General features: G+C 58.3%; 21 protein-coding genes. 17 read left to right on the top strand and 4 right to left on the bottom strand.

The features are described 5' to 3' along the window. Positions 1-52 precede the first annotated feature (52 nt). The 7 genes from ACR0CZ_RS14945 (at position 53) to uvrC (ending at position 7,346) form a co-directional block, all read left to right on the top strand. Positions 53-568, top strand: a complete 516-nt coding sequence (locus ACR0CZ_RS14945) for an SRPBCC family protein (protein ID WP_170395597.1) — start codon at positions 53-55, stop codon at positions 566-568. 91 nt (positions 569-659) lie between these two features. Beyond that, on the top strand, positions 660-1,589 hold the full coding sequence (locus ACR0CZ_RS14940; protein ID WP_170395599.1) for an ABC transporter ATP-binding protein: 930 nt from the start codon (positions 660-662) through the stop codon (positions 1,587-1,589). Then, positions 1,586-2,347, top strand: a complete 762-nt coding sequence (locus tag ACR0CZ_RS14935; RefSeq protein WP_170395601.1) for an ABC transporter permease — start codon at positions 1,586-1,588, stop codon at positions 2,345-2,347. The genes ACR0CZ_RS14940 and ACR0CZ_RS14935 overlap by 4 nt, the downstream gene beginning before the upstream one ends. A gap of 104 nt (positions 2,348-2,451) precedes the next feature. Further along, positions 2,452-3,249, top strand: coding sequence for a S49 family peptidase (locus tag ACR0CZ_RS14930; RefSeq protein ID WP_170395603.1), 798 nt, complete (start codon positions 2,452-2,454; stop codon positions 3,247-3,249). A gap of 168 nt (positions 3,250-3,417) precedes the next feature. Next, positions 3,418-4,380 (top strand): calcium/sodium antiporter, encoded by a 963-nt coding sequence (locus tag ACR0CZ_RS14925; RefSeq protein ID WP_170395605.1) that lies wholly within the window; start codon positions 3,418-3,420, stop codon positions 4,378-4,380. Positions 4,381-4,401: 21 nt separating this feature from the next. Next, positions 4,402-5,181 carry an SDR family oxidoreductase gene (locus tag ACR0CZ_RS14920; protein ID WP_170395607.1) on the top strand — a complete coding sequence of 260 codons (780 nt, stop codon included), beginning with the start codon at positions 4,402-4,404 and terminating at the stop codon, positions 5,179-5,181. Positions 5,182-5,471: 290 nt separating this feature from the next. After that, entirely contained in the window at positions 5,472-7,346 is a 1,875-nt protein-coding gene (uvrC, locus tag ACR0CZ_RS14915; RefSeq protein ID WP_170395609.1) for an excinuclease ABC subunit UvrC, read from the top strand. Here uvrC and ACR0CZ_RS14910 read toward each other — a convergent pair. After that, positions 7,343-8,227, bottom strand: coding sequence for a DMT family transporter (locus tag ACR0CZ_RS14910; protein ID WP_170395611.1), 885 nt, complete (start codon positions 8,225-8,227; stop codon positions 7,343-7,345). The two genes, uvrC and ACR0CZ_RS14910, sit on opposite strands and share 4 nt — an antisense overlap. Positions 8,228-8,417: 190 nt before the next feature. Between ACR0CZ_RS14910 and pgsA the strand changes: the two genes are divergently transcribed. The 3 genes from pgsA to ACR0CZ_RS14895 are packed head-to-tail and all read left to right on the top strand — an operon-like array spanning position 8,418 to position 9,780. Further along, complete coding sequence (gene pgsA / locus ACR0CZ_RS14905) at positions 8,418-9,086, top strand: CDP-diacylglycerol--glycerol-3-phosphate 3-phosphatidyltransferase (RefSeq protein ID WP_170395613.1); 669 nt, start codon at positions 8,418-8,420, stop codon at positions 9,084-9,086. A 3-nt stretch (positions 9,087-9,089) separates the two neighbouring features. Then, positions 9,090-9,335 (top strand): molybdopterin converting factor subunit 1, encoded by a 246-nt coding sequence (moaD, locus tag ACR0CZ_RS14900; protein ID WP_170395615.1) that lies wholly within the window; start codon positions 9,090-9,092, stop codon positions 9,333-9,335. A gap of 1 nt (position 9,336) precedes the next feature. Then, positions 9,337-9,780: a molybdopterin synthase catalytic subunit gene (locus ACR0CZ_RS14895; protein WP_170395617.1), complete on the top strand. Its 444-nt coding sequence runs from the start codon at positions 9,337-9,339 to the stop codon at positions 9,778-9,780. 5 nt (positions 9,781-9,785) lie between these two features. Here ACR0CZ_RS14895 and ACR0CZ_RS14890 read toward each other — a convergent pair whose 3' ends face one another. The 3 genes from ACR0CZ_RS14890 to ubiA all read right to left on the bottom strand — a co-directional run bounded on the left by ACR0CZ_RS14890 (position 9,786) and on the right by ubiA (position 13,060). Further along, complete coding sequence (locus tag ACR0CZ_RS14890) at positions 9,786-10,106, bottom strand: hypothetical protein (protein ID WP_170395619.1); 321 nt, start codon at positions 10,104-10,106, stop codon at positions 9,786-9,788. 1 nt (position 10,107) lies between these two features. Continuing rightward, positions 10,108-12,030: an OmpA family protein gene (locus ACR0CZ_RS14885; protein WP_170395621.1), complete on the bottom strand. Its 1,923-nt coding sequence runs from the start codon at positions 12,028-12,030 to the stop codon at positions 10,108-10,110. A 67-nt stretch (positions 12,031-12,097) separates the two neighbouring features. Next, entirely contained in the window at positions 12,098-13,060 is a 963-nt protein-coding gene (ubiA, locus tag ACR0CZ_RS14880) for a 4-hydroxybenzoate octaprenyltransferase (RefSeq protein ID WP_170395623.1), read from the bottom strand. Between the two features lie 12 nt (positions 13,061-13,072). Here ubiA and ACR0CZ_RS14875 point away from each other — a divergent pair, with 12 nt between their 5' ends. From ACR0CZ_RS14875 to pheT, 7 genes are all read left to right on the top strand, one after another. Further along, positions 13,073-13,798, top strand: a complete 726-nt coding sequence (locus ACR0CZ_RS14875; RefSeq protein ID WP_170395625.1) for a 16S rRNA (uracil(1498)-N(3))-methyltransferase — start codon at positions 13,073-13,075, stop codon at positions 13,796-13,798. Continuing rightward, a complete protein-coding gene (locus tag ACR0CZ_RS14870) occupies positions 13,795-14,643 on the top strand; it encodes a GNAT family N-acetyltransferase (protein ID WP_170395627.1) in 849 nt (282 codons plus the stop codon). The genes ACR0CZ_RS14875 and ACR0CZ_RS14870 overlap by 4 nt, the downstream gene beginning before the upstream one ends. Further along, entirely contained in the window at positions 14,640-15,167 is a 528-nt protein-coding gene (locus tag ACR0CZ_RS14865; protein ID WP_170395629.1) for a hypothetical protein, read from the top strand. Before ACR0CZ_RS14870 ends, ACR0CZ_RS14865 begins: the two co-directional genes overlap by 4 nt. Positions 15,168-15,234: 67 nt before the next feature. Continuing rightward, the gene (locus tag ACR0CZ_RS14860; RefSeq protein WP_170395630.1) at positions 15,235-16,605 is read left to right on the top strand and encodes a glutamate--cysteine ligase; all 1,371 of its coding nucleotides are present in this window, start codon (positions 15,235-15,237) and stop codon (positions 16,603-16,605) included. 70 nt (positions 16,606-16,675) lie between these two features. After that, positions 16,676-17,749, top strand: coding sequence for a phenylalanine--tRNA ligase subunit alpha (pheS, locus tag ACR0CZ_RS14855; protein ID WP_480537171.1), 1,074 nt, complete (start codon positions 16,676-16,678; stop codon positions 17,747-17,749). Between the two features lie 514 nt (positions 17,750-18,263). Further along, positions 18,264-19,067: a CE1 family esterase gene (locus ACR0CZ_RS14850; protein ID WP_480537170.1), complete on the top strand. Its 804-nt coding sequence runs from the start codon at positions 18,264-18,266 to the stop codon at positions 19,065-19,067. Positions 19,068-19,145: 78 nt separating this feature from the next. Beyond that, positions 19,146-21,542 (top strand): phenylalanine--tRNA ligase subunit beta, encoded by a 2,397-nt coding sequence (gene pheT / locus ACR0CZ_RS14845; protein ID WP_480537169.1) that lies wholly within the window; start codon positions 19,146-19,148, stop codon positions 21,540-21,542. The last annotated feature ends 57 nt before the right edge of the window (positions 21,543-21,599 follow it).

Here is a 21,599-nt window from a genome sequence, read left to right as displayed (position 1 = left end):
TTTCAGGGCTAGGTCTTTGTCGTCTGCCGAAGGATTAAAAAGAGGTTGAGAGATGCAGTTAAGCGATACCCGTGAAATTCAGGCGCCGCCTGCCGCCGTTTACGCTGCGTTGCTGGACCCTGAAGTATTAAAAGCCTGCATCAGCGGCGCGCAGGAGATTACCGGTGATCCAACCGAGGGGTATAATGCGACCGTGGTGCAAAAGGTTGGCCCTGTGAAGGCGACTTTCAAAGGCACAGTGACCATGTCCGACATGATTGAGCCCGAACGCCTGACCATCGCTGGTGAGGGCAAGGGGGGCGCTGCAGGCTTTGCCAAGGGAAGCGCTGATGTAACCTTCGCGCCCAGCGAGGCTGGTGGCACCCTTCTGACCTACGAGGTCGAGGCTAAGGTGGGTGGCAAACTGGCTCAGCTGGGCAGCCGCCTGATTGATGGGTTTGCCAAGAAGATGGCCGATCAGTTTTTCGCCAATCTTCAAGAATATTTCGAAGGTCCGCCACCGCAAGAAGACGCTGCCGAAGAAGAGACCAAGTCAGGCTGGCTAGGTCGCCTGACGGGACGAGACTGAACCCTGCGCACACGCGCATGGCACTGTGCGGAATTGGACTGTTCGACGATGGTCCGTCACGATAGGTTGCGGGGTCAGAACGAGGGTACGCATGACGACCATATTGTCGATCCGGGATTTGCGGAAGTCTTATGCCGATGGGTTTGAGGCGCTGAAAGGTGTGTCTCTGGACATTGAAGAAGGTGAGATTCTAGCGCTGTTGGGCCCCAATGGGGCGGGTAAAACAACGCTGATCTCGACTGTGTGCGGTATTACCACGCCGACTTCGGGCTCGGTCACCGTAGGTGGCCATGACATCCAGACCGAGTATCGCGCAGCCCGCAAGATGATTGGGCTGGTGCCGCAGGAAATCGCGCTGGAACCGTTCGAGAAGGTCTGGAACACTGTCCGCTTTTCGCGCGGGCTGTTCGGTCATAGCGGAGACAACGCCAGGATCGAGGAAATCCTGCGCAAGCTGTCCCTATGGGACAAACGCCGTAACGCAATCAAGGAACTATCCGGAGGCATGAAGCGACGTGTGCTGATCGCGAAAGCCTTGGCGCATGAGCCAAGGGTGCTGTTTCTGGATGAACCCACCGCCGGCGTAGATGTCGAGCTACGTAAGGACATGTGGGAGATCGTGGCCGAATTGAAGCAGGCTGGTGTCACCATCATCCTGACCACTCACTACATCGAGGAAGCCGAGGCAATCGCCGACCGTGTGGGTGTCATCGACAAGGGTGAGCTTTTGCTCGTGCAGGACAAAGACACATTGATGGCGCAGATGGGCAAAAAGCAGATTGAGGTCATGTTGACCGAGCCCATTTTATCCGTTCCCGACGTTCTGTCCGATCATCAACTGACGCTCAACGGTGCAGGCGATGCGCTGATCTATACTTACGACACCAATGCCGAGCGCACGGGCATCACCACTCTTCTCAATGATGTTGCACAGGCCGGTTTAGTGCTGCGTGATGTGCAGACGCGGCAATCGAGCCTTGAAGAGATTTTCGTCAACCTCGTGTCCGGAGAACCCGCATGAACTGGTCCGCTATTACTGCCATCTACCGGTTTGAAATGGCCCGATTCTTTCGCACACTGGCGCAGAGTTTTTTGTCTCCGGTCCTGTCGACCTCGCTTTATTTCGTGGTGTTTGGCACTGCCATCGGCAGTCGCATTCAAGAGATCGAAGGCGTATCCTACGGGGCCTTCATTGTGCCGGGTCTGATCATGTTGTCCGTAGTGATGCTATCAATCTCGAACGCGTCCTTTGGCATCTACTTCCCCAAATTCTTGGGTACGATTTATGAGTTACTTTCAGCCCCCATCAATTTCATCGAGATTGTGATTGGCTATGTGGGCGCGGCCGCAACTAAGGCACTGTTTGTAGGTCTTGTCATTCTGGCCACTGCGACGTTCTTTGTGGACATTCGCATTGAACACCCGTTTGCTATGGCGGCTTTCCTGATCCTGTCCTGCCTCAGCTTTTCCTTGCTGGGTTTCATCGTGGGTATCTGGGCGGGTAATTTTGAACAGATGTCGCTTGTCCCCCAGCTTGTTGTGACGCCCCTGATTTTTCTGGGTGGGACGTTTTACTCGATCTCGATGCTACCTCCGCTTTGGCAGACGATCACTCTGTTCAACCCCGTGGTTTATCTGATTTCCGGGTTCCGCTGGTCATTCTATGGTATCGCAGATGTCCCGATATTTTGGAGCCTTCTGGCCATACTGGCCTTCACCGGAATATGCCTCGCGATCATTGGCTGGATCTTCAAAACCGGTTGGCGCATCCGCAGCTAGGGCGTTGCATTTTTGCCCATCAGGTGTGTGAAATTGGTTCACGTCGCGTTTATGGCGCTTCGGGTCTCTTGTTTACGGCTCCGGCGCGCTCTACATCGGCTTCCATGAAACTCAGCCTGCCCTTCATGAAAAAGCCGCCACTTGTGGCCGTTGTTCGCCTGTCCGGTGCCATTGGAATGGCCGGGCGAGGGTCGATGAACGCGACCGCTCTGGCACCGGTGTTGGAGAAAGCCTTTCGCAAGGGCAAGCCCGCTGCGGTCGCGCTGGAGATCAATTCGCCGGGCGGCTCCCCCGTTCAAAGCTCATTAATCGGTGCGCGTATCCAACGGCTGGCGGAAGAGCTTAAGATCCCTGTCTACGCCTTCGTCGAAGACGTGGCGGCTTCGGGTGGATATTGGTTGGCGGTTTCAGCGGATGAGATTTGGGCCGATGACAGTTCGGTTCTGGGGTCGATCGGCGTGATATCGTCGGGATTTGGCGCGCATGTTTTTCTGGCACGTCAGGGCTTTGAACGGCGCGTACATACTGCGGGTCAGTCGAAATCAATGCTCGACCCGTTTGCTCCGGAAAAGAAAGAAGACATTGCACGGCTCAAAGTGCTGCTGGGCGATATCCACGAGAATTTCATAACCCATGTGAAATCTCGCCGGGACGGCAAGCTGGACAGCAGCGCTGATCTGTTCAACGGCGAGGTCTGGCTGGCCCGTCGCGCGCAACAGCTGGGCCTGATCGATGGTATTGCCCATCTGAAGCCCAAGATGCAGGAGAAGTTTGGCGACAAAGTCAGGTTCCGCCGCTATGGCCTGCGCAAACCGATCTGGTCGCGCTTCGGCGCGACGCTGGCGCAGGATGCCATAGCCGGGTTTGAGGAGCGCGCTGCCTACGCGCGTTTCGGGTTGTAGAGTGATCATCAAAGCAGTCACCTTGTTCCTGATCGCCATGGGCGTTCTGGCGATGTTCGGCAAGCTACGCTTTCCTGGACAGAAACGATTGAGTTCTGCGAAATGTCCGCGTTGTGGGCGGTTTAGGATCGGCAAAGGCCCGTGTCCTTGCGAAGAAGGAGGCCGTGGATGACGGCATGGCTGTTCTCCGGCCTCGGGCTGCTGATCCTGTTGTTGGCAGGCGACGCGCTGGTGCGAGGGGCCGTGAACCTCAGCCTGCGGTTGGGGGTTCCCGCCCTGATCGTCAGCCTGACAATAGTTGCCTTTGGAACTTCGGCCCCTGAGCTGCTGATTGCAATCAGCGCCATCAAGGAAAACGCGCCGGGCATTGCGTTGGGTAACGTGGTGGGCTCGAATACAGCGAATATCTTGCTGGTTCTGGGATTGCCCGCGCTTCTGGCGACCTTGCACACAAGTGAGTGCGACAGCCGCAAGAACTACATCTTCATGCTTCTGGCGTCGGTGTTATTTATCGGGTTGGCTTTTTGCGGGGTCTTTAATCTGCTCAGCGGGGCAATTTTGCTGGCTGCGTTGGCTCTGATCCTCGGCAACGCGTTTCGCGAAGCACATGCGCACCGTAAAGCCTGTGGTGAAGCTTGTGCCGATGAGGACGAGCTTGAGGGTCTTGAGGAAGCAGATCCTGACATGCCTTATTGGAAGGTGGCGATCTACCTGATCCTCGGCTTGATCGGACTGCCAATGGGTGCGCATCTGCTGGTCGAAAATGCGACCGTCATTGCCCGGAACTATGGTGTGAGCGAAACAGTGATCGGCCTTACGCTGATCGCGGTGGGTACGTCCCTGCCGGAACTGTCGACAACCGTCATGGCTGCCCTGAGGCGACAAGCGGATGTGGCACTGGGTAACGTCATCGGATCGAACATGTTCAATCTGCTGGCCATTGTCGGCATTACGACCTTGTTTGGGCGTATTCCCGTCGATCCTGAATTCCTGCGTTTCGATCTGTGGGTGATGCTCGGCGCGTCGCTCTTGTTGGTTCCTTTTGTATTCTTCAAGAAAGATATCACACGCGTCTGGGGCCTGATCTTGACAGCGCTCTATGTGATCTATGTTGCAAGCCTGTTAGCCTGACCTGACGAGGAGAATGAGCCCATGACCCGAGCATTGGTGACCGGTGCCGGTAAACGCCTTGGTCGTGCCATGGCGCTGTATTTGGCGCAGCGCGGAATGGATGTCGCTGTGCACTATTCCAGTTCGGATCAGGCCGCGCGTGAAACGGTTGATGAGGTTCAGGCGCTGGGCCGAAGGTCAGTTGCGCTGCAGGCCGATCTGCTTGATGAGGGGCAAGTCAGCTCATTGCTGCCGCGTGCAGCTGAGGCGCTGGGTGGTCCGATCACCTGTCTGGTCAACAATGCATCGATATTTGAGTATGACAATATACACACAGCTACCCGCCAAAGCTGGGATCGGCATCTCGACAGCAATCTGCGCGCACCATTCGTACTGACCCAAGCCATGGCCGAGCAGGGGTTGCAGTCGGAGCTTGATGATCAGGGAGAGCCTCTGGCGATTGGGCTGATCGTGAACATGGTGGATATGCGGGTGCGTAAACTGACGCCTGAGTTCATGTCATACACGATTGCCAAGATGGGGTTGTGGGCCTTGACCCGGACTGCAGCGCAGGCTCTGACACCCGCAATCCGTGTGAACGCGATCGGCCCCGGTCCAACGCTGCAGGGTCATCGCCAAAGTGATGCTCATTTTAGCGCTCAGCGGCAGAACACGATTCTGGAGCGCGGCGCGAACCCGTCGGATATTACTGCTGCGCTGGGATACTTTCTGGATGCACATGCCGTTACGGGGCAGCTTCTTTGCGTCGATGGTGGGCAACATTTGGGTTGGCAAACACCCGATGTTCTTGGTGTAGAATAAGTAAATCTGCTGCAAGTTTTGCACCGCTCTCATCTCTGTTACTCGAGCGTTACAAAAATGTCTTAATTTTCATACACTTGTCGCAGATCAAGAAAATTATCCTTTAAAAACAACGTCATAATTTCCTGCCTATTTTTTGTGCAGATCAACGAAAAGGCAAGGATTCAAGGGAAAATCGTGATGCCCCAAAAGTTATCTGCACAGTTATCCACAGAAGCCGTGGATTTGTTTTCTCTTGATCTGAAGCGCACAAGATTGCAGCCATGGTCAGAGAATCATATCTCAGACTCATGACCGCCAGCACCGATCCCGAATCGTCGACCCAAGCCACCGGCTATGCCTGCATTCAGCGTTATGCGAAAACGCTGGACAGCTCGCCGGGTGTGTATCGGATGTTGGATGGGGACAGCCGAGTTCTTTACGTAGGTAAAGCGCGAAACCTGAAGGCGAGGGTATCGAACTACACCCGCCCGGGACATTCGGGTCGGATCGAGAAAATGATCGCCGCAACTGCCTCGATGATGTTTCTGACCACTCGGACCGAGACCGAGGCGCTGTTGCTGGAACAGAACCTGATCAAGCAGCTCAAGCCCAAATACAACGTATTGTTGCGGGATGACAAAAGCTTCCCGAATATTCTGGTCGCCAAGGATCATGCCTTTCCGCAGATCAAAAAGCACCGAGGGGCGAAGAAAGAAAAGGGGGCTTATTTCGGCCCCTTCGCCAGTGCAGGCGCGGTGAACAGGACGCTGAACCAGCTGCAAAAGGCGTTCCTGCTGCGGAACTGTTCGGATTCCATGTTCGATAGCCGGACCCGGCCGTGTTTGCTCTATCAGATCAAGCGATGTTCTGGACCGTGCGTCGAACTGATCTCGGAAGCCGACTATCGTGAAAGCGTTAAGGATGCCGAAAGGTTCCTGTCAGGCCGATCTACCAAAGTGCAGGAAGATCTCGCCGCGCAGATGATGGCTGCCTCCGAGGCGATGGAGTTCGAACGGGCCGCCGGTCTGCGCGACCGTATCCGGGCGCTGACGCAGGTGCAGACGTCTCAGGGCATCAACCCGCGTGGCGTGGCCGAGGCTGACGTCATTGGCCTCTACATGGACAGCGGGCAAGCCTGCGTTCAGGTGTTCTTCATCCGCGCCAACCAGAACTGGGGTAACCGCGATTTCTATCCGCGCGTCGGCCCGGATGTGTCACCGGCTGAGGCGATGGAAGCGTTTCTGGGCCAGTTCTATGACAACAAGGAACCACCCCGGCAGTTGATCCTGTCTGATGCAATCGAGAATGCCGATCTGATGCAGGAGGCATTGTCCGAAAAAGCTGGACGCAAGGTGGAAATCCTGGTGCCCCAACGCGGTGAAAAGCAGGAACTGATCGCCGGTGCCTTGCGCAACGCACGTGAATCGCTGGCCCGGCGGATGTCGGAAAGTGCCACGCAGGCCAAATTGCTGCGCGGCGTGGCCGAGGCATTTGATCTGGACGGGCCGCCCAACCGGATCGAAGTTTACGACAACTCTCACATTCAAGGCACCAACGCCGTGGGTGGCATGATCGTCGCGGGCCCAGAGGGGTTCATGAAAAACGCCTATCGCAAGTTCAACATCCGCGGCGATGATCTAACCCCCGGCGATGACTTCGGCATGATGAAAGAGGTCCTGACCCGCCGTTTTACGCGCCTGCAAAAGGAAGATCCGGATCGGGACAAAGGGCATTGGCCCGATCTGCTGCTGATCGACGGTGGTGCAGGGCAGGTGAGCGTCGTGAATGAGATCATGGCCCAGCACGGGGTCGAGGATATCCCGATGGTCGGTGTCGCTAAGGGTGTCGATCGCGATCACGGCAAGGAAGAATTCCACCGCATCGGGCAGCGCCCTTTTGCGCTGAAACGCAACGATCCCGTATTGTACTTTATCCAGCGCTTGCGGGATGAGGCGCATCGCTTTGCCATCGGCACCCATCGCGCGAAACGCGCCAAGGCGGTTGGTGCAACGCCACTGGACGAAATCCCCGGCGTCGGGGCCGCGCGCAAACGCGCCCTGCTGACTCATTTCGGCAGCGCCAAAGCGGTGAGCCGAGCCAATTTGGCGGATCTTAAAGCCGTCGAGGGGATTTCAGCCGGGTTGGCGCAGAAGGTCTATGACTTCTTCCATGACAAGGGCTAGGCTTTTCGCCCCCGCCAAAGGATATAGAGGCCCGACGCCACGATGAGGCCGCAGCCAATCCACATGGTCTGATCCAATCGCTCGCCAAACATCACCACGCCCAAGCCGATACCGAACAACAGCCGCGAATAGCGAAACGGCGTCACAGATGAGACCTCGCCGGTGCGCATCGCCTTCATCAGCGCGGCATAGGCCATGACTCCCATCACAATCGCCCCGCCCATGTGCAGGCTGACATTAGGCGTCAGAGTTTGCAGCGATGTTCCTTCCCAGAATCGATAAGCCAAACCCGCGACAATGATGCAGAGGAAGCCATAGAACCCCAGAACCTCAGTGCCCAGTGTTGCGGGCGCGGCGCGGCTGGCCAGATCGCGCCCCGCAAAGCCGAGCATCCCCAGCACGGCAAGGATTGACAGGGCCGAGAAGCTGTCTCCGGTCGGTTGGATGATGATCACAACGCCAACAAGACCGATCAAAATGGCGCTCCATCGCCGCCAGCCGACGGATTCACCAAAGAGCAACGCGGCCCCTGCGACGACAACCAGTGGTGTGGCCTGAAGGATCACCGTAGCCGAGGACAGTGGCGTCAAAGCGATCGCCAGCACATAGAACAAACGTCCAAGAATCTCGAAGACCACACGCACCTTCATTGGGCGCGACAGTACGTCGGGTTGGAACAGACGCGTGCCACGTACAACGGCAACCGCGGCATAGATCACTGCACCACCAGCACCGAACAGAACCAGCACTTGCCAGATCGGGATCGACGCCGAAGCCGCCTTGAGCAGCGCATCCTCCAGCGCGAACAGTGCCATTGCGGCGACCATCCAGGCGCTGCCGATCAGATTTGACCGGGGATCGGTTTGAATATGCGGTGTCATGTCAGCTCTGGGGTGTTGTTTGGTTGGCCAGCCGACAATCTGACGCCAAAGCAATCAAGTGCCAAGATGAAACCTGTAATGTGACCACCGCTGCGACGCTTTGACTTTTAAGACAGCAAACGCTTGTGTTGGGTCAGTTTTTTAAGACCCTGTCTTTTCTGTCTTGAACCGGCGATGTAGGGTCCAAGCCATGAAATGGAACCTGCCGAATATTCTGACTGTACTGCGCCTTGTGGCGGCCCCCGGTCTCGCCGTGATGTTTCTGTATTTCACCCGTCCCTATGCGGATTGGTTTGCTTTGATCCTGTTCCTGTCAGCGGCGATCACCGATTGGTTCGACGGGTATCTGGCGCGCGCCTGGAAACAGGAAACGAAGATTGGCGCCATGCTGGATCCCATTGCCGACAAGGCAATGGTGGTAATCGCGCTGATGATATTGGTGGGCTATTCGACTGAACACTGGACACCATGGCTGGTCCTGCCCGCTACAGTGATCCTGTTTCGCGAAGTCTTTGTCTCAGGCTTGCGAGAGTATCTGGGCGATGTGGCCGGAACCCTGAAGGTCACCAAGCTGGCCAAGTGGAAAACGACGGCACAGATGGTAGCGATCGCGATCCTGTTCTCGCAGGGGATATTCGAGCACCATTTTGTGATGGCCACGTTTGGCATGGATGCGACAACCATTGATCAGGTTCTGGCAGGGCAGGTCGAGGACCTGAACAACATCCGCTGGCATCTTGAGGCCATGTTCTGGTCAGGTCGTATCGGGCTATGGCTGCTCTGGATTGCCGCGACGCTGACATTGATCACGGGCTATGACTACCTACGTAAAGCCATGCCCCACCTGAAGGAGAGCTAACCGATGAACGTGTTGTATTTCGCTTGGGTGCGCGAACGCATCGGCCTGCCGAAAGAGAAGATTGAAACTGAGGCCGCAACAGTCAGCGATTTGGTCGCGGAACTGAGCGCGCGTGAGGATCGCTATGCTGCTGCCTTTGCCGATCTGTCGGCCTTGCGCGTGGCGCTGGACCAAGAGCTTTCGGATTTTGACGCCCCGCTGACCGGTGTGCGCGAGGTTGCGTTCTTTCCGCCCATGACGGGTGGCTAGAATGCGGATCGTCGTGCAGGAGGCCCCGTTCGATCTGGGGGCCGAAGCCAACGCTTTTGCCGCCGGGGACGATACCAACGGGGCCATCGTGACCTTCACAGGCGTTGTGCGCGATCTGGCTTCGGGCGATCTGGATGTGATGGAGATCGAGCACTATCCCGGCATGACCGAACGCGCCCTAACCAAGATAGCTGAAGAGGCGCAAGCCCGTTGGTCACTGGGCAACGTTCTGGTGATCCACCGCCACGGAAGGCTTGCGCCGGGTGACCGTATCATGATGGTCGCCACCGCCGCACCGCACCGCAAAGATGCGTTTGAGGCGGCGGAATATCTGATGGATTACCTCAAGTCTCGCGCGCCATTCTGGAAGAAGGAAATCACCACTTCCGGAGCAGAATGGGTGGCTGCCAAGGACGAGGATGAAGACGCGCTGACCCGCTGGTAGGGTGCCTAGTCTGCGTTGTTGATCCGCCCGCGCATCTCTTCGGCTTCCTGCCGCGCCGCGCGCAGCCCTTCCATTGCGGCATTCAACTCGGCTTCGGTTTGCGTCAGCTGGTTGGTCAGCTCTGCCTCGCGCTGCTGAAGATATGTGATTGCCTGATCGCGTGTTTCTTCGGCCTCGTGCAGTTCCTGACTCATGCGGTCAAGATCGGCCACGTCGCTTTGGCGAACACGGGACAGCCGATGGGCCAGCCAGTTGGCGAACCAACCCATGCAGAAAGCTGCGAACAGGATGATGGCTGTGGCGATGATGAATTCTGTTCTGTTCAACTTACTGGTCCTCTGAGCCTGCATCCGGTGCGTCGGTTTCAGGTGTCTCGATTTCGGCCTCAGATTCGGCCTCGGCTTCCATCGCCTCAAGCCCGGTCAGGGTGTTGGCCACGGGTTCAGGACGGATCAGGCGAAACTCGATTCGGCGGTTCTCTTCGCGGCCTTCTTCGGTTTCGTTATCGGCGATGGGCTGCGTCTCGCCATACCCGACCGCAGAAAAGCTTGAAGTCGGCACGCGCCGTCCGCGCAATTCGTTCAGGATCGACTGCGCGCGCGACTGGCTGAGCTGCTGGTTCATCTCTTCACGGCCCTGACTGTCGGTATGGCCCTGAATCTCCAACCGGATGGGGCCACATTCACGCAGGATGTCCGCGATCTGGTTCAGGGCATCGCGCGAGTCTGCTGCGACGGTGGCTGATCCCGGTTCGAAAGCAATCTTGCTGGTGGCCTGAACCTCGGCCAGCTGCTCTTCGCAGACCTCAGGGTCGGGCGGCGCGTCGGCGGGTGCGGGCGGCTCCTGATAGGTGATTGACAGGGTGTAATCCTGCGCCTCGCCCAGCTTGTCCGACAGCATGCCGGCGATCCGGGCCTTGGCGTCGGGATCATGGCTGATGCCCGACAGCGCTACATTGTCCGGCGTAACGGTCAGGGCGCCATTGTGCAGTTGCGACAGTGCCTCCAGCCCGGCCAAGACGCGTATGGGCCAATCCGCGGGCAGGTCCGGTGCAATCCGGGTGGCTGTGTGCACCTGCAATGATCCAAAGGCGGCACGTGCAAAGCTGTCGGTCATTTCACGCAGCGTTTCGTCACTCAGACGGCCACGCAGTTGAACCAAACCCTCAGGGCTACGTGTTGCGACGAATTCAATAGGCCCAGTCGGGTCATCCGGTTCGGGTTCGGGAAGAATTGCATGCAAGGCGAAGACCTCGGGCAGCGTATTTTCGAGCTCTCCCACGATGCGGTCGAACTCCAAAGGGTTAGTCCCTTGTGTGGCAACTAGAGTGATATCTGCATCCGACAGAGTAACTGAACCCTGACCAAGTTCGGATAGCGCACGAATGCTGAGCTGCGCTGCATTCGCCCAACGCGGAGACGGTACGCCTAGCCCAATGGTGCAGGAATAGGGGCCGGTTAATCCGGCCTCTTGTGCTGCAGCGACGATGATGTCGCGCGCAACTTCATCCTGGGCCGAGCACGCATCAAACTGCCCGCCATCCTCATCTATCAGATAGCGCAGCGTGAATGGTGTGATTACCGGGCGAGGTGCCGAAATCGAAAGGCCGATTCGCAGACCTGGTGGCGCGGCGCGGCTCAGGTCTTGTTCCAGCTGGTCTTTCTCTTGCTGGCTATCGGCAATGGCCGTGATACGCACCAACCCTGGGCTGGCAGATATCTTGGCCCGTGGCAAATCCGAGAGCGCTTCGATCGCATAGTCGATTGCCTGATCCCAACCGTCTGGCTTGGGATAGTCGGCACTTTCCATCAGGTCCGAAACTGACGCGTCCCGATCAAGGCGTTGCAGCCTGTCTACCAGATCATCGCGATCCAGAGCCGCAGGTACTAGCCCGATAATCGAAATTCCACTGTCATTGCGCAAGATCTCGGTAGAAAAGCGGGGCGGTGTCAGATCGGCGGTGGGAGCAACCTCCATCTCGTCAATGACGCGCGAGGTGTCGACCTCGGTGCCCGCAGCGATCAGGGCGTTGAATCGGGTCGCCTCAGTCGGGGCCGTGCCGGTCAGAACGACACGCAGGCCGTCGGATTCGACTTCGGCCCAATCATGCCCCTGCAAGTTCAAGGCCTTTCGCACGGCCAGTTCCGAGGCGTCTTCGATCTTGCTGACCGCAAATCCAGCGACCACCAGCGATAGAACGGCGGACACCGCGAAAATCAACGCAACAGCTAGGGCGTAAGGCAGACGCATGGGCGAAATCGAGACTCCTCGGGCGGTTGGTTCCGGGACTCATACAGAGCGCAGCACAGAGGTGCAATCAGAGGAAAAGGGCGACGCAGAGGAAGATCAGCGGAATCAAGCCGGTGTCACGATTGGCCCGGAAAAGCTGCAGCAATTTGGCGTTGTCCTCCGTGTCCAGCCCCCGCAATTGCCAGGCCAGATGCCACCCCATCGCCCAGGGCCCGCCAAGGGCGACCGCCAAAGCAAGAACCGATGTCCCGGGCAAAGCCGCGTCGATAATTGCAAAGGCCATTAGACTGACGGTTCCAATCAGAAAATACTTGAGCCAACGGGCGGTATCGGTGCCAAACAGCCGTGCGGTGGACTTGATGCCGATCAGCTCGTCATCCTCGGCATCCTGATGGGCGTAGATCGTGTCGTAGAACAAAGTCCAGGCGATTCCTGACAGATAAAGCATGATCGCAGGCCAGCCCACGGTGCCGGTATGTGCAGCCCAGGCCAGCAATGCGCCCCAGTTGAAGGCCAGCCCCAGAAAAATCTGCGGCCACCAGGTAAATCGTTTTGCATAGGGATAGATGGTAACAGGCAGCAAAGACAAAACTCCCATCGCAATCGCGGCCCGGTTGAAGGTCAGAAGGATGGCCAGGGCCAACAGACATTGCAGCACCATCCAGAATACCGCCTGACGGACACTCACCTGACCCGAGGGAATCGGGCGCGACCTTGTGCGTTCGACCTTCCCGTCAAACTCTCGATCGGTGATGTCATTCCACGTACAGCCCGCGCCGCGCATCAAAAACGCGCCGATCGCACACCCAACGGCGATCCAAAGATCCCCCCACCGTGGAGTGCCGTCGCTCAGGATGGCCAGCGCCAGACCCCACCAGCAGGGGATCAGCAGCAACCATGTGCCGATAGGTCGGTCCGCGCGGCTGAGCCGCAGGTAAGGGCGGGTGAAGGCAGGCGCGTGAGTGTCGACCCAGTTGCCGGTAACGGCATCGGCGACCTGACCGTCTGGTGTTGGGGCATTGCCTTGCATATGTAGGGTCTCATGAATGCGAAGATCAGACTGTATGTAGAGCACCCTTTGGGTCCGGGGCAATCGGTTCCTTTGACGCGTGAGCAGGCGCACTACCTGTTCGGCGTCATGCGCCTGTCGGTTGGGGGCCGGGTCGCCCTGTTCAATGGCAGCGATGGCGAGTGGCAGGCAGAGGTAGCAGAAGCGGGCAAACGAGGCGGAATCCTGTCGTGCGTGGAGCAATCGAAACCTCTGCAATTACCGCCCGATCTGTGGCTTCTCTTTGCACCGATCAAGAAGGCGCGGACCGATTTCATCGTTGAAAAAGCAGCTGAAATGGGGGCCGCGCGGATCATACCGGTGCAGACCGAATTCACCAACTCCGAGCGCATTCGGCAGGATCGCTTGCAGGCCCACGCAATTGAGGCGGCCGAACAATGTGGCGGCACTTTTGTGCCTGAGGTCGCTGACCTCCAGCGATTGGATCGTATCCTGGGCGCGTGGCCCGATGATCGCCAATTGATGTTCTGTGACGAGGCTGAAGCCGGCTCGGCCCTGCGCATGGCAGATAATGAGAAAGGCAAGCCGTGGGCGATCCTGATCGGCCCCGAGGGCGGGTTTTCCGAGCCCGAACGCAAACGGTTGGCGGAGCTACCATTTACCCATGTGGTCAGCCTCGGCCCACGCATCCTGCGCGCCGATACAGCAGCCGTTGCAGCGATGACAATGTGGCAGCAATCTTTGGGAGATTGGACGTGACGTGGCAATTGGCGCATGAAACGGACCTGTCCAGGATCGACTCGTTTTTGTCCCAACATATCCAAACATCGATGTTCCCTTTGGCCAATCTACGGGATTTTGGCCTGTGCGGTACGCATCCCCGGTCGTTGAATGCATGGACGCTTGGCAGCCCGTTGCGTGCGGTCTTTGCCATAACAAATGAAGGCATGATCCTGCTGCAATGTCCCGACTGTTCGGATACCGAACTTGCCGCAGCGATTGACCTTATTCGAGGCCGGGCCCTGTTCGGCATCGCGGCTGAGGCAACGCAAGCTCGTCGGATAATGCGGTTGGCAGGTTGGGAAGGGCGACCCGCGACCCTGAACAGCGATGAGCCGGGGTTTTCCCTGGCGCTGGATCGACTTCAAATACCGGATTTCAGTGGGGCAGATCTCATGCCGCTTACTGATGTAGACCGATCGGTCCTTGAAAACTGGCGAGAAAGCTACCTCATCGAAGCCATGGATTTTGATCCTTTGCGCGCACAGACGCAGGCTGGGAAGGACATCAAGACCTATATCGAGCGGGATTCTCATCGAGTTTTGCTGCAGAATGGCCTACCGGTCAGCATGACCGGCTTCAACGCTCGCTTGCCTGAAGTGGTGCAGATCGGCGGTGTCTACACACCACCCGATTTACGAGGGCGGGGCTATGCGCGTTTGGCTGTTGCCCTGCATCTGGTTGAGGCGCGCGACGCGGGAGTTTCCAGAGCTGTCCTCTTTGCGGCTTCCGATGCGGCAGCGCGTGCCTATATATCCATTGGGTTCCAGCCTGCAGGTCAATACTCGCTGATCCTGTTCAAAAACCCGGAGGACGTGGCATGAGTTTCTTTCGACCCGAAGCCAAACTGGCCCTGTGGCGCTGGCGCGAAGTGCTGGTTGCAGGGTTTGTTCTGATCCTCGGCCTCAGCTGGATCGGCGGCCCTGGTGGATTGCTGGCGTGGTTGGGGTGGCTGCTGATCGTCGTCTCGATGGCACTGGCGGTGATCGGAGTGCAACGCGCGCGCTTTCGCAATGGTGCGGGAGGACCGGGTGTGGTGACTATTGATGAAGGCCAGATCACCTATCTGGGCCCGCTCGACGGCGGCATCGTTGCAGCCCGCGAAATCGAGCGGTTGGCGTTGGATCCGACCTCGCAACCTGCGCATTGGGTTTTGGATCAGCCAGGGCAGCCGACCCTTCACATTCCGGTGAACGCCGAAGGGGCCGAAGCGCTGTTTGATGTGTTCTCAGCACTTCCGGGGCTTAAAACCGAGCAAATGCTGTCGGAACTCAACGGTCGTGCGGCACATCCGGTGGTGATCTGGGAGCGTACGCCGTCACGGCCTGCGCACCTTAGGCTGCATTGACACTGGCGCGGTTTGCGCTCAGGACTGACCGCCAAGACAGACACATCAGGATCGGAGCACGGGTCACATGTCCATCCCCCAGTCCGGCGGCGGACCGATCGAACGCCATGAGCAACTGGCCGAATATCTGGAATCGGGCTGCAAGCCCAAGGAAGATTGGCGCATCGGAACCGAGCATGAGAAGTTCGGCTATTGCAAAGACACTCTGAAACCTCTGCCGTTTGAAGGCAAACGGTCGATTGTGGCCGTGCTGGAAGGTCTGCGAGACCGCCATGGCTGGGCCGAAGTGCGTGAAGCTGGACATTTAATCGGGCTTGAGAAGGACGGCGCGAACGTCAGCCTGGAACCAGGCGGTGCGTTGGAACTGTCCGGCGCTCCGCTCGAGACAATTCATGAAACGTGTGATGAGGTGAACACTCACCTGCGTGAAGTGAAGGATATCGCCGATGAGATCGGTGTAGGCTTTATCGGTCTGGGCGCAGCCCCGATCTGGACCCATGAAGAGATGCCGTTGATGCCTAAGGGCCGTTACCGGCTGATGAACGATTATATGGAGAAAGTCGGCACCATGGGCCGTGCCATGATGCGGCGCACCTGCACGGTTCAGGTCAATATCGACTTCGGGTCCGAGGCGGACATGGTGCAGAAGCTGCGCGTGGCGCTGGCTCTTCAGCCGGTGGCGACGGCGCTGTTCGCGAACTCTCCGTTTTTCGAGGGCAAGGTGAACGGCCAGAAAAGCTGGCGCAGCTATATCTGGCGGCATCTTGACGACGCCCGCACAGGCATGCTGCCCTTTGTGTTCGAAGATGGCTTCGGGTTCGAGCGCTACGTACAATACGCGCTCGATGTACCGATGTATTTCGTCTATCGCGACGGCCAGTATATCGACGCTCTGGGCATGTCGTTCCGCGACTTCCTGCAGGGCAAACTGCCTGCATTGCCCGGCGAGACGCCGACTCTGTCCGATTGGGCCGATCACCTGACCACGGCATTCCCCGAAGCGCGGATCAAGAAATTCATGGAGATGCGCGGCGCCGATGGCGGCCCATGGCGCCGCCTATGCGCACTGCCGGCCTTCTGGGTCGGTCTGACCTATGACCAAACTGCGCTGGATGCCGCGTGGGATCTGGTCAAAGGCTGGGATGCCGAGACGCGCGAAGCGCTGCGGGTCGAAGCCGCCAAGGATGGCCTGCAAGCGCAGGTTGGCAACATCAACATGCATGATCTGGCGCGCGAAGTGGTCTCGATCGCCGAGGCCGGTCTGGCGTCGCGCGCGCGCCCCGGTGCGGGTGGTCTGGTGCAGGACGAAACGCATTTCCTGAACGCGCTAAAGGACAGCATCGATACGGGCAAGGTTCCCGCTGATGAGTTGCTGGATCACTACAATGGCGACTGGAATGGCGATCTGACCCGGATTTATCCCGAATACAGCTATTGATCCCCACCGTCCCGCTTGCATTCGCGGGGCGAGGCCGATAGCAGGTTGGCGACCAAATTCAGAGGGCGTCATGGACGATCTTAAGGCAAAATATCTGGGCCAAATCGCCGAAGCGGGCGATGAAAACGCGCTTGAGGCGATCCGCGTCGCCGCCGTGGGCAAAAAAGGCGAGGTCGCGCTGAAGATGCGCGAGCTGGGCAAGATGACCCCCGAAGAGCGTCAGGTCGCAGGCCCCGCGCTGAACGCCCTGAAGGATGAGATCAACTCGGCCCTGTCCGCCAAGAAAGCAGCGCTTGCCGATGCCGCGCTGGATGAGCGTCTGCGCACCGAATGGCTGGACGTCACCCTGCCGACCCGTGCCCGCCGTCACGGCTCGATCCACCCGGTCAGTCAGGCGACTGAGGAACTAACCGCGATCTTTGCCGAACTGGGTTTTTCGGTGGCCGAAGGGCCACGGATCGAGACCGACTGGCACAACTTCGACGCCCTGAATATCCCCGGCCACCACCCCGCACGGGCCGAGATGGACACGTTCTACATGCACCGCGCCGAGGGCGATAATCGCCCGCCGCACGTGCTGCGCACCCATACTTCGCCGGTCCAGATCCGCTCGATGGAACTGCAGGGCGCGCCGATCCGCGTGATCTGCCCGGGCGGTGTCTACCGCGCCGACTATGACCAGACTCACACGCCGATGTTCCATCAGGTCGAGGGGCTGGCCATCGACAAGGATATCTCGATGGCGAACCTGAAATGGGTTCTGGAAGAGTTCGTGAAAGCGTTCTTCGAGGTCGACGATGTCGAACTGCGCTTCCGCGCCTCGCACTTCCCATTCACCGAGCCATCGGCCGAGGTCGATATCCGCTGTTCCTGGGACAATGGTCAGCTGAAGATCGGCGAGGGCGACGACTGGATGGAGATTCTGGGCTCAGGCATGGTCCACCCCAAGGTGATCGGCGCCGGTGGGATTGACCCCGAGGTCTATCAGGGCTTTGCGTTCGGGATCGGGATCGACCGTCTGGCGATGCTGAAATACGGGATTCCGGATTTGCGGGCTTTCTTTGACAGCGACCTGCGCTGGCTGCGGCACTACGGCTTTGCTGCGCTGGATATGCCGAACCTGCATGGTGGTTTGTCGCGGTAAGTGTATCCGCTGGGCGTATATCTTTCGCGCTACATTGACTGGTGGCATCGCCGTGTGGCGAATGCTCCTTTTCTTTGGTTGATAGGTATCCTCTTAACCACGATATGCATACAGGCTCTAACGGTGAAGTTATTGGAGTCTGCTGTCCTTTGGATTTGGCCTCTATTAGTGGTTATTGCTGTCCCGGGTTTTTGGGCAGCGATGAACACTCTTTCAGAAAGGACAGATCGAAGGAAAGAGGCGGAAGACCGACAAGCGATGGCAAAAAAGTTCATTGATCAATACGCTAAAGAGAAATCAAAATAGCTATTACTCTTTGTGCGAGCGTCTTTTCAGCGCAATTTAGCACAAGCGCTTAGGTATTGCGCGGGGCAAAGGCCGATAGCGCGGCTTTGTAATTTGATCCGTTGTAGGGTGGGGTTTCACCCCACCGTGAGGCGGTTGGTGGGGTGAAACCCCACCCTACACCAATATGTTATGTGACAGTGCGGCAGACGTCGCTAGGCTCCGGCTTATGATCTATCGAATGTTTTTTCTTCTGCTGACCGCGACTCCCGCCTTTGCGATGGGGCCGTGGAAATCTGACTGCCACGGCGATTCCGCCTGTGAGATCGGCGACCGTTCTTACCATGTGCTGGAACCTGATGGTTGGGATGGCGAAACGCCTCTGCCAGTGCTGTTGCATTTCCACGGCTGGGCGCGGCAGGGCGATGTGGTGGTGAACCATGAACGCATCGCCGGGGCGACGAAGCTGCGCGATGTGTTGTTGGTGGCTCCGAACGGGCTGCGCAAAAGCTGGAACTTCTGGACCGCCGATACCGCAGACGTGCCGTTCGCTGATCGGGTGTTGGAGGATGTGGCCAAACACTATCCCATTGATCCTGAACGCATCTATGTCTCGGGTTATTCCTACGGCGGCGCGATGGCGTGGCGCTTTGTCTGCCAGTCGGGAAATGACATCGCCGCGCTGCTGGCCGTTGCGGGATCAATCCGCCAGTCCGAGGACTGCCCGGAAGCCCCACGCGAGGTGCGTCATGTGCACGGGCTGGACGATACGGTGATGGATTTTCCCTTTGGGCCGGACGGTGACGCGACCTATCCAGTGGCTCTGTGGAAGGCCAAGTTCAACTGCAACGGCGCGACCCCGCGCGGGGATTGGAGCGTGAAGCCGTTCCTGACGCTCAGCCGGGTAGAGTGGACCGATTGCGCGCAAGGGCAGGTGACACTGGACACCCATCCCGGCGGGCACTTTATTCCCCACGGCTGGATCGGCTGGCAGCTGGACGAGCTTTTGGGTCGCACCCCCACCTATCCGTGAGCCGCAGCGCTTGCACCTTGGCGCAATCTTTGCCATTGCCTGTGCCGACTGAATGTTTGCCGAAAAAGGCCCGCTGCAATGAAATTCACTCTGTCCTGGCTGAAAGACCACCTCGATACGGATGCGTCGGTTGATGAGATCGCCGAAGCACTGACCGATCTCGGGCTTGAGGTCGAAGAGATCGTCAACCCGGCGGACCGTCTGGCGGGCTTTACGCTGGGCCATGTGAAACATGCCGAGAAGCACCCGGACGCCGATAAGCTGCGCGTTTGCACGGTTGAAACCGACGAGGGCGATCTGCAGATCATTTGTGGCGCGCCCAATGCGCGCGAAGGCATCACCGTGGTGGTTTGTAAACCGGGTATGTATATTCCCGGCCTGGATATCACCATCAGCGTCGGCAAGATCCGTGGCGTCGAGAGCTATGGCATGATGGCATCCGAGCGCGAGCTTGAGCTGTCGGATGAACATGACGGGATTATCGAGCTGCCCTCGGGTGAGGTCGGCGACAAGTTTGTCGATTGGTTGGCTGAGAACGATCCGTCAAAGGTTGATCCGATGATCGAGATCGCGATCACGCCGAACCGCCCGGATGCGCTGGGTGTTGCGGGTATTGCGCGTGATTTGGCCGCGCGGGGGTTGGGCACGCTGAAGGTGCGTGACTATGTCCCCGTGCCGGGGGACTTTGAAAGCCCGATCAAAGTGTCGATTGATGAAGATACGCTGGATGGCGCGCCGCATTTCACCGGTCGGCTTATCAGGGGCGTCAAAAACGGCCCCAGCCCGCAATGGCTGCAGGACCAGTTGAAGGCGATTGGTCTGCGTCCGATCTCGGCCTTGGTGGATATCACCAACTATATGACCTTCGATCACAACCGCCCGCTGCACGTATTCGATGCCGACAAGGTGCAGGGTAACCTACGCGTTCACCGTGCCAAAGGTGGCGAGAAGCTGGTTGCACTGGATGAGAAAGAATACACACTACAGCCCGGCATGATGGTAATTTCGGACGACGAAGGCCCGGAATCTATCGCGGGCATCATGGGCGGCGAGGAAACCGGTTGTACCGAGGAGACTGTGAACGTCTTCCTTGAAAGCGCGTTCTGGGACCATGTGCAGATTGCCCTCACAGGCCGGGCGCTGAAAATCAACTCGGACGCGCGGTATCGATTCGAACGTGGTGTTGATCCGGAATACACGCGCGAAGGGTTGGAGCATGCGACGCAGATGATCTTGGATATCTGCGGCGGTGAAGCCTCGAATGTGGTTGAGGCGGGCAAAGCGCCGAACCACGCGCGGGCCTACAAACTGGACGCGGCGCGCGTGCAGTCCTTGGTCGGGATGGAGATTCCGGAAAGCGAGCAGAGGCAGACACTGACCCGTTTGGGCTTTCGTCTGGATGGCGAGATGGCGCATGTGCCCAGCTGGCGACCCGATATCATGGGGGAGGCCGATCTGGTGGAAGAGGTTGCGCGGATCGCTTCTTTGACCAAGTTGCAGGGTATCCCGCTGCCGCGTACGACAGCAGGTATCCCCAAACCGGTCATGACACCCACGCAGCGCCGCCAGTCGATGGCGCGCCGGACCTGTGCAGCGCTGGGGTATAATGAATGTGTGTCTTACACCTTCATCGATCAGGCCTCGGCGGCGCTGTTCGGCGGCGGTGACGCAGCAACCATGTTGGAAAACCCGATCTCGTCCGAGATGAGCCATATGCGCCCTGATCTGCTGCCTGGTCTGCTGCAAGCGGCGGCGCGCAATCAGGCGCGGGGTTATGCCGATCTGGCCTTGTTCGAGGTCGGGCCGGTGTTCCACGATGGTGAGCCGGGGGATCAACAGACACAGGTTACCGGCCTGTTGGTTGGGCGTAGCGGTCCCAAGGATGTGCACGGCGCGTCTCGTTCGGTTGACTTGTTTGACGCGAAAGCTGACGCCGAGGCGGTATTGGCCGCAATTGGCGCGCCCGCGAAGGTTCAGATTCTGCGCGACGGCGATGCCTGGTGGCACCCGGGCCGACATGGAAAAATCTGTCTGGGTCCGAAAAAGGTACTGGGCGTCTTTGGCGAATTGCATCCGCGCGTGTTGCAGGCGATGGACATCAAGGGCCCGGCGATGGCGTTCACCATTTGGCCGGATCAGGTGCCGATGCCACGTAGATCCGGTGCGACCCGTTCTGCCTTGGAATTGCGCGACCTGCAGGCGGTCGAGCGCGATTTCGCCTTTGTTTTAGATGCGGATATCGAAGCTCTGACGTTGGTCAATGCGGCTGCGGGTGCTGATAAGGCTCTGATCGAGGACGTGCGCGTCTTTGACGAATTCATTGGCGGTAGCGTCGGCGAGGGCAAGAAGTCTTTGGCCATTACCGTAAGGCTCCAGCCGTCGGACGCGACCCTGAAGGAGAAGGATATCGAGGCGGTCAGCACCAAGATTGTCGAAAAAGTGGTGAAAGCCACTGGCGGCGTCTTGCGGGGATGAGTTGGTTTTCGCCTCCGGCGAGAGTATTTTTGAAATGATAAAGGGGCCATTGCGCCC

The sequence above is a fragment of the Ruegeria sp. H9 genome (assembly GCF_056532915.1).
Note: the sequence above shows the minus strand (reverse complement) of the source record. Positions and strands in the feature narration are given on the sequence as shown.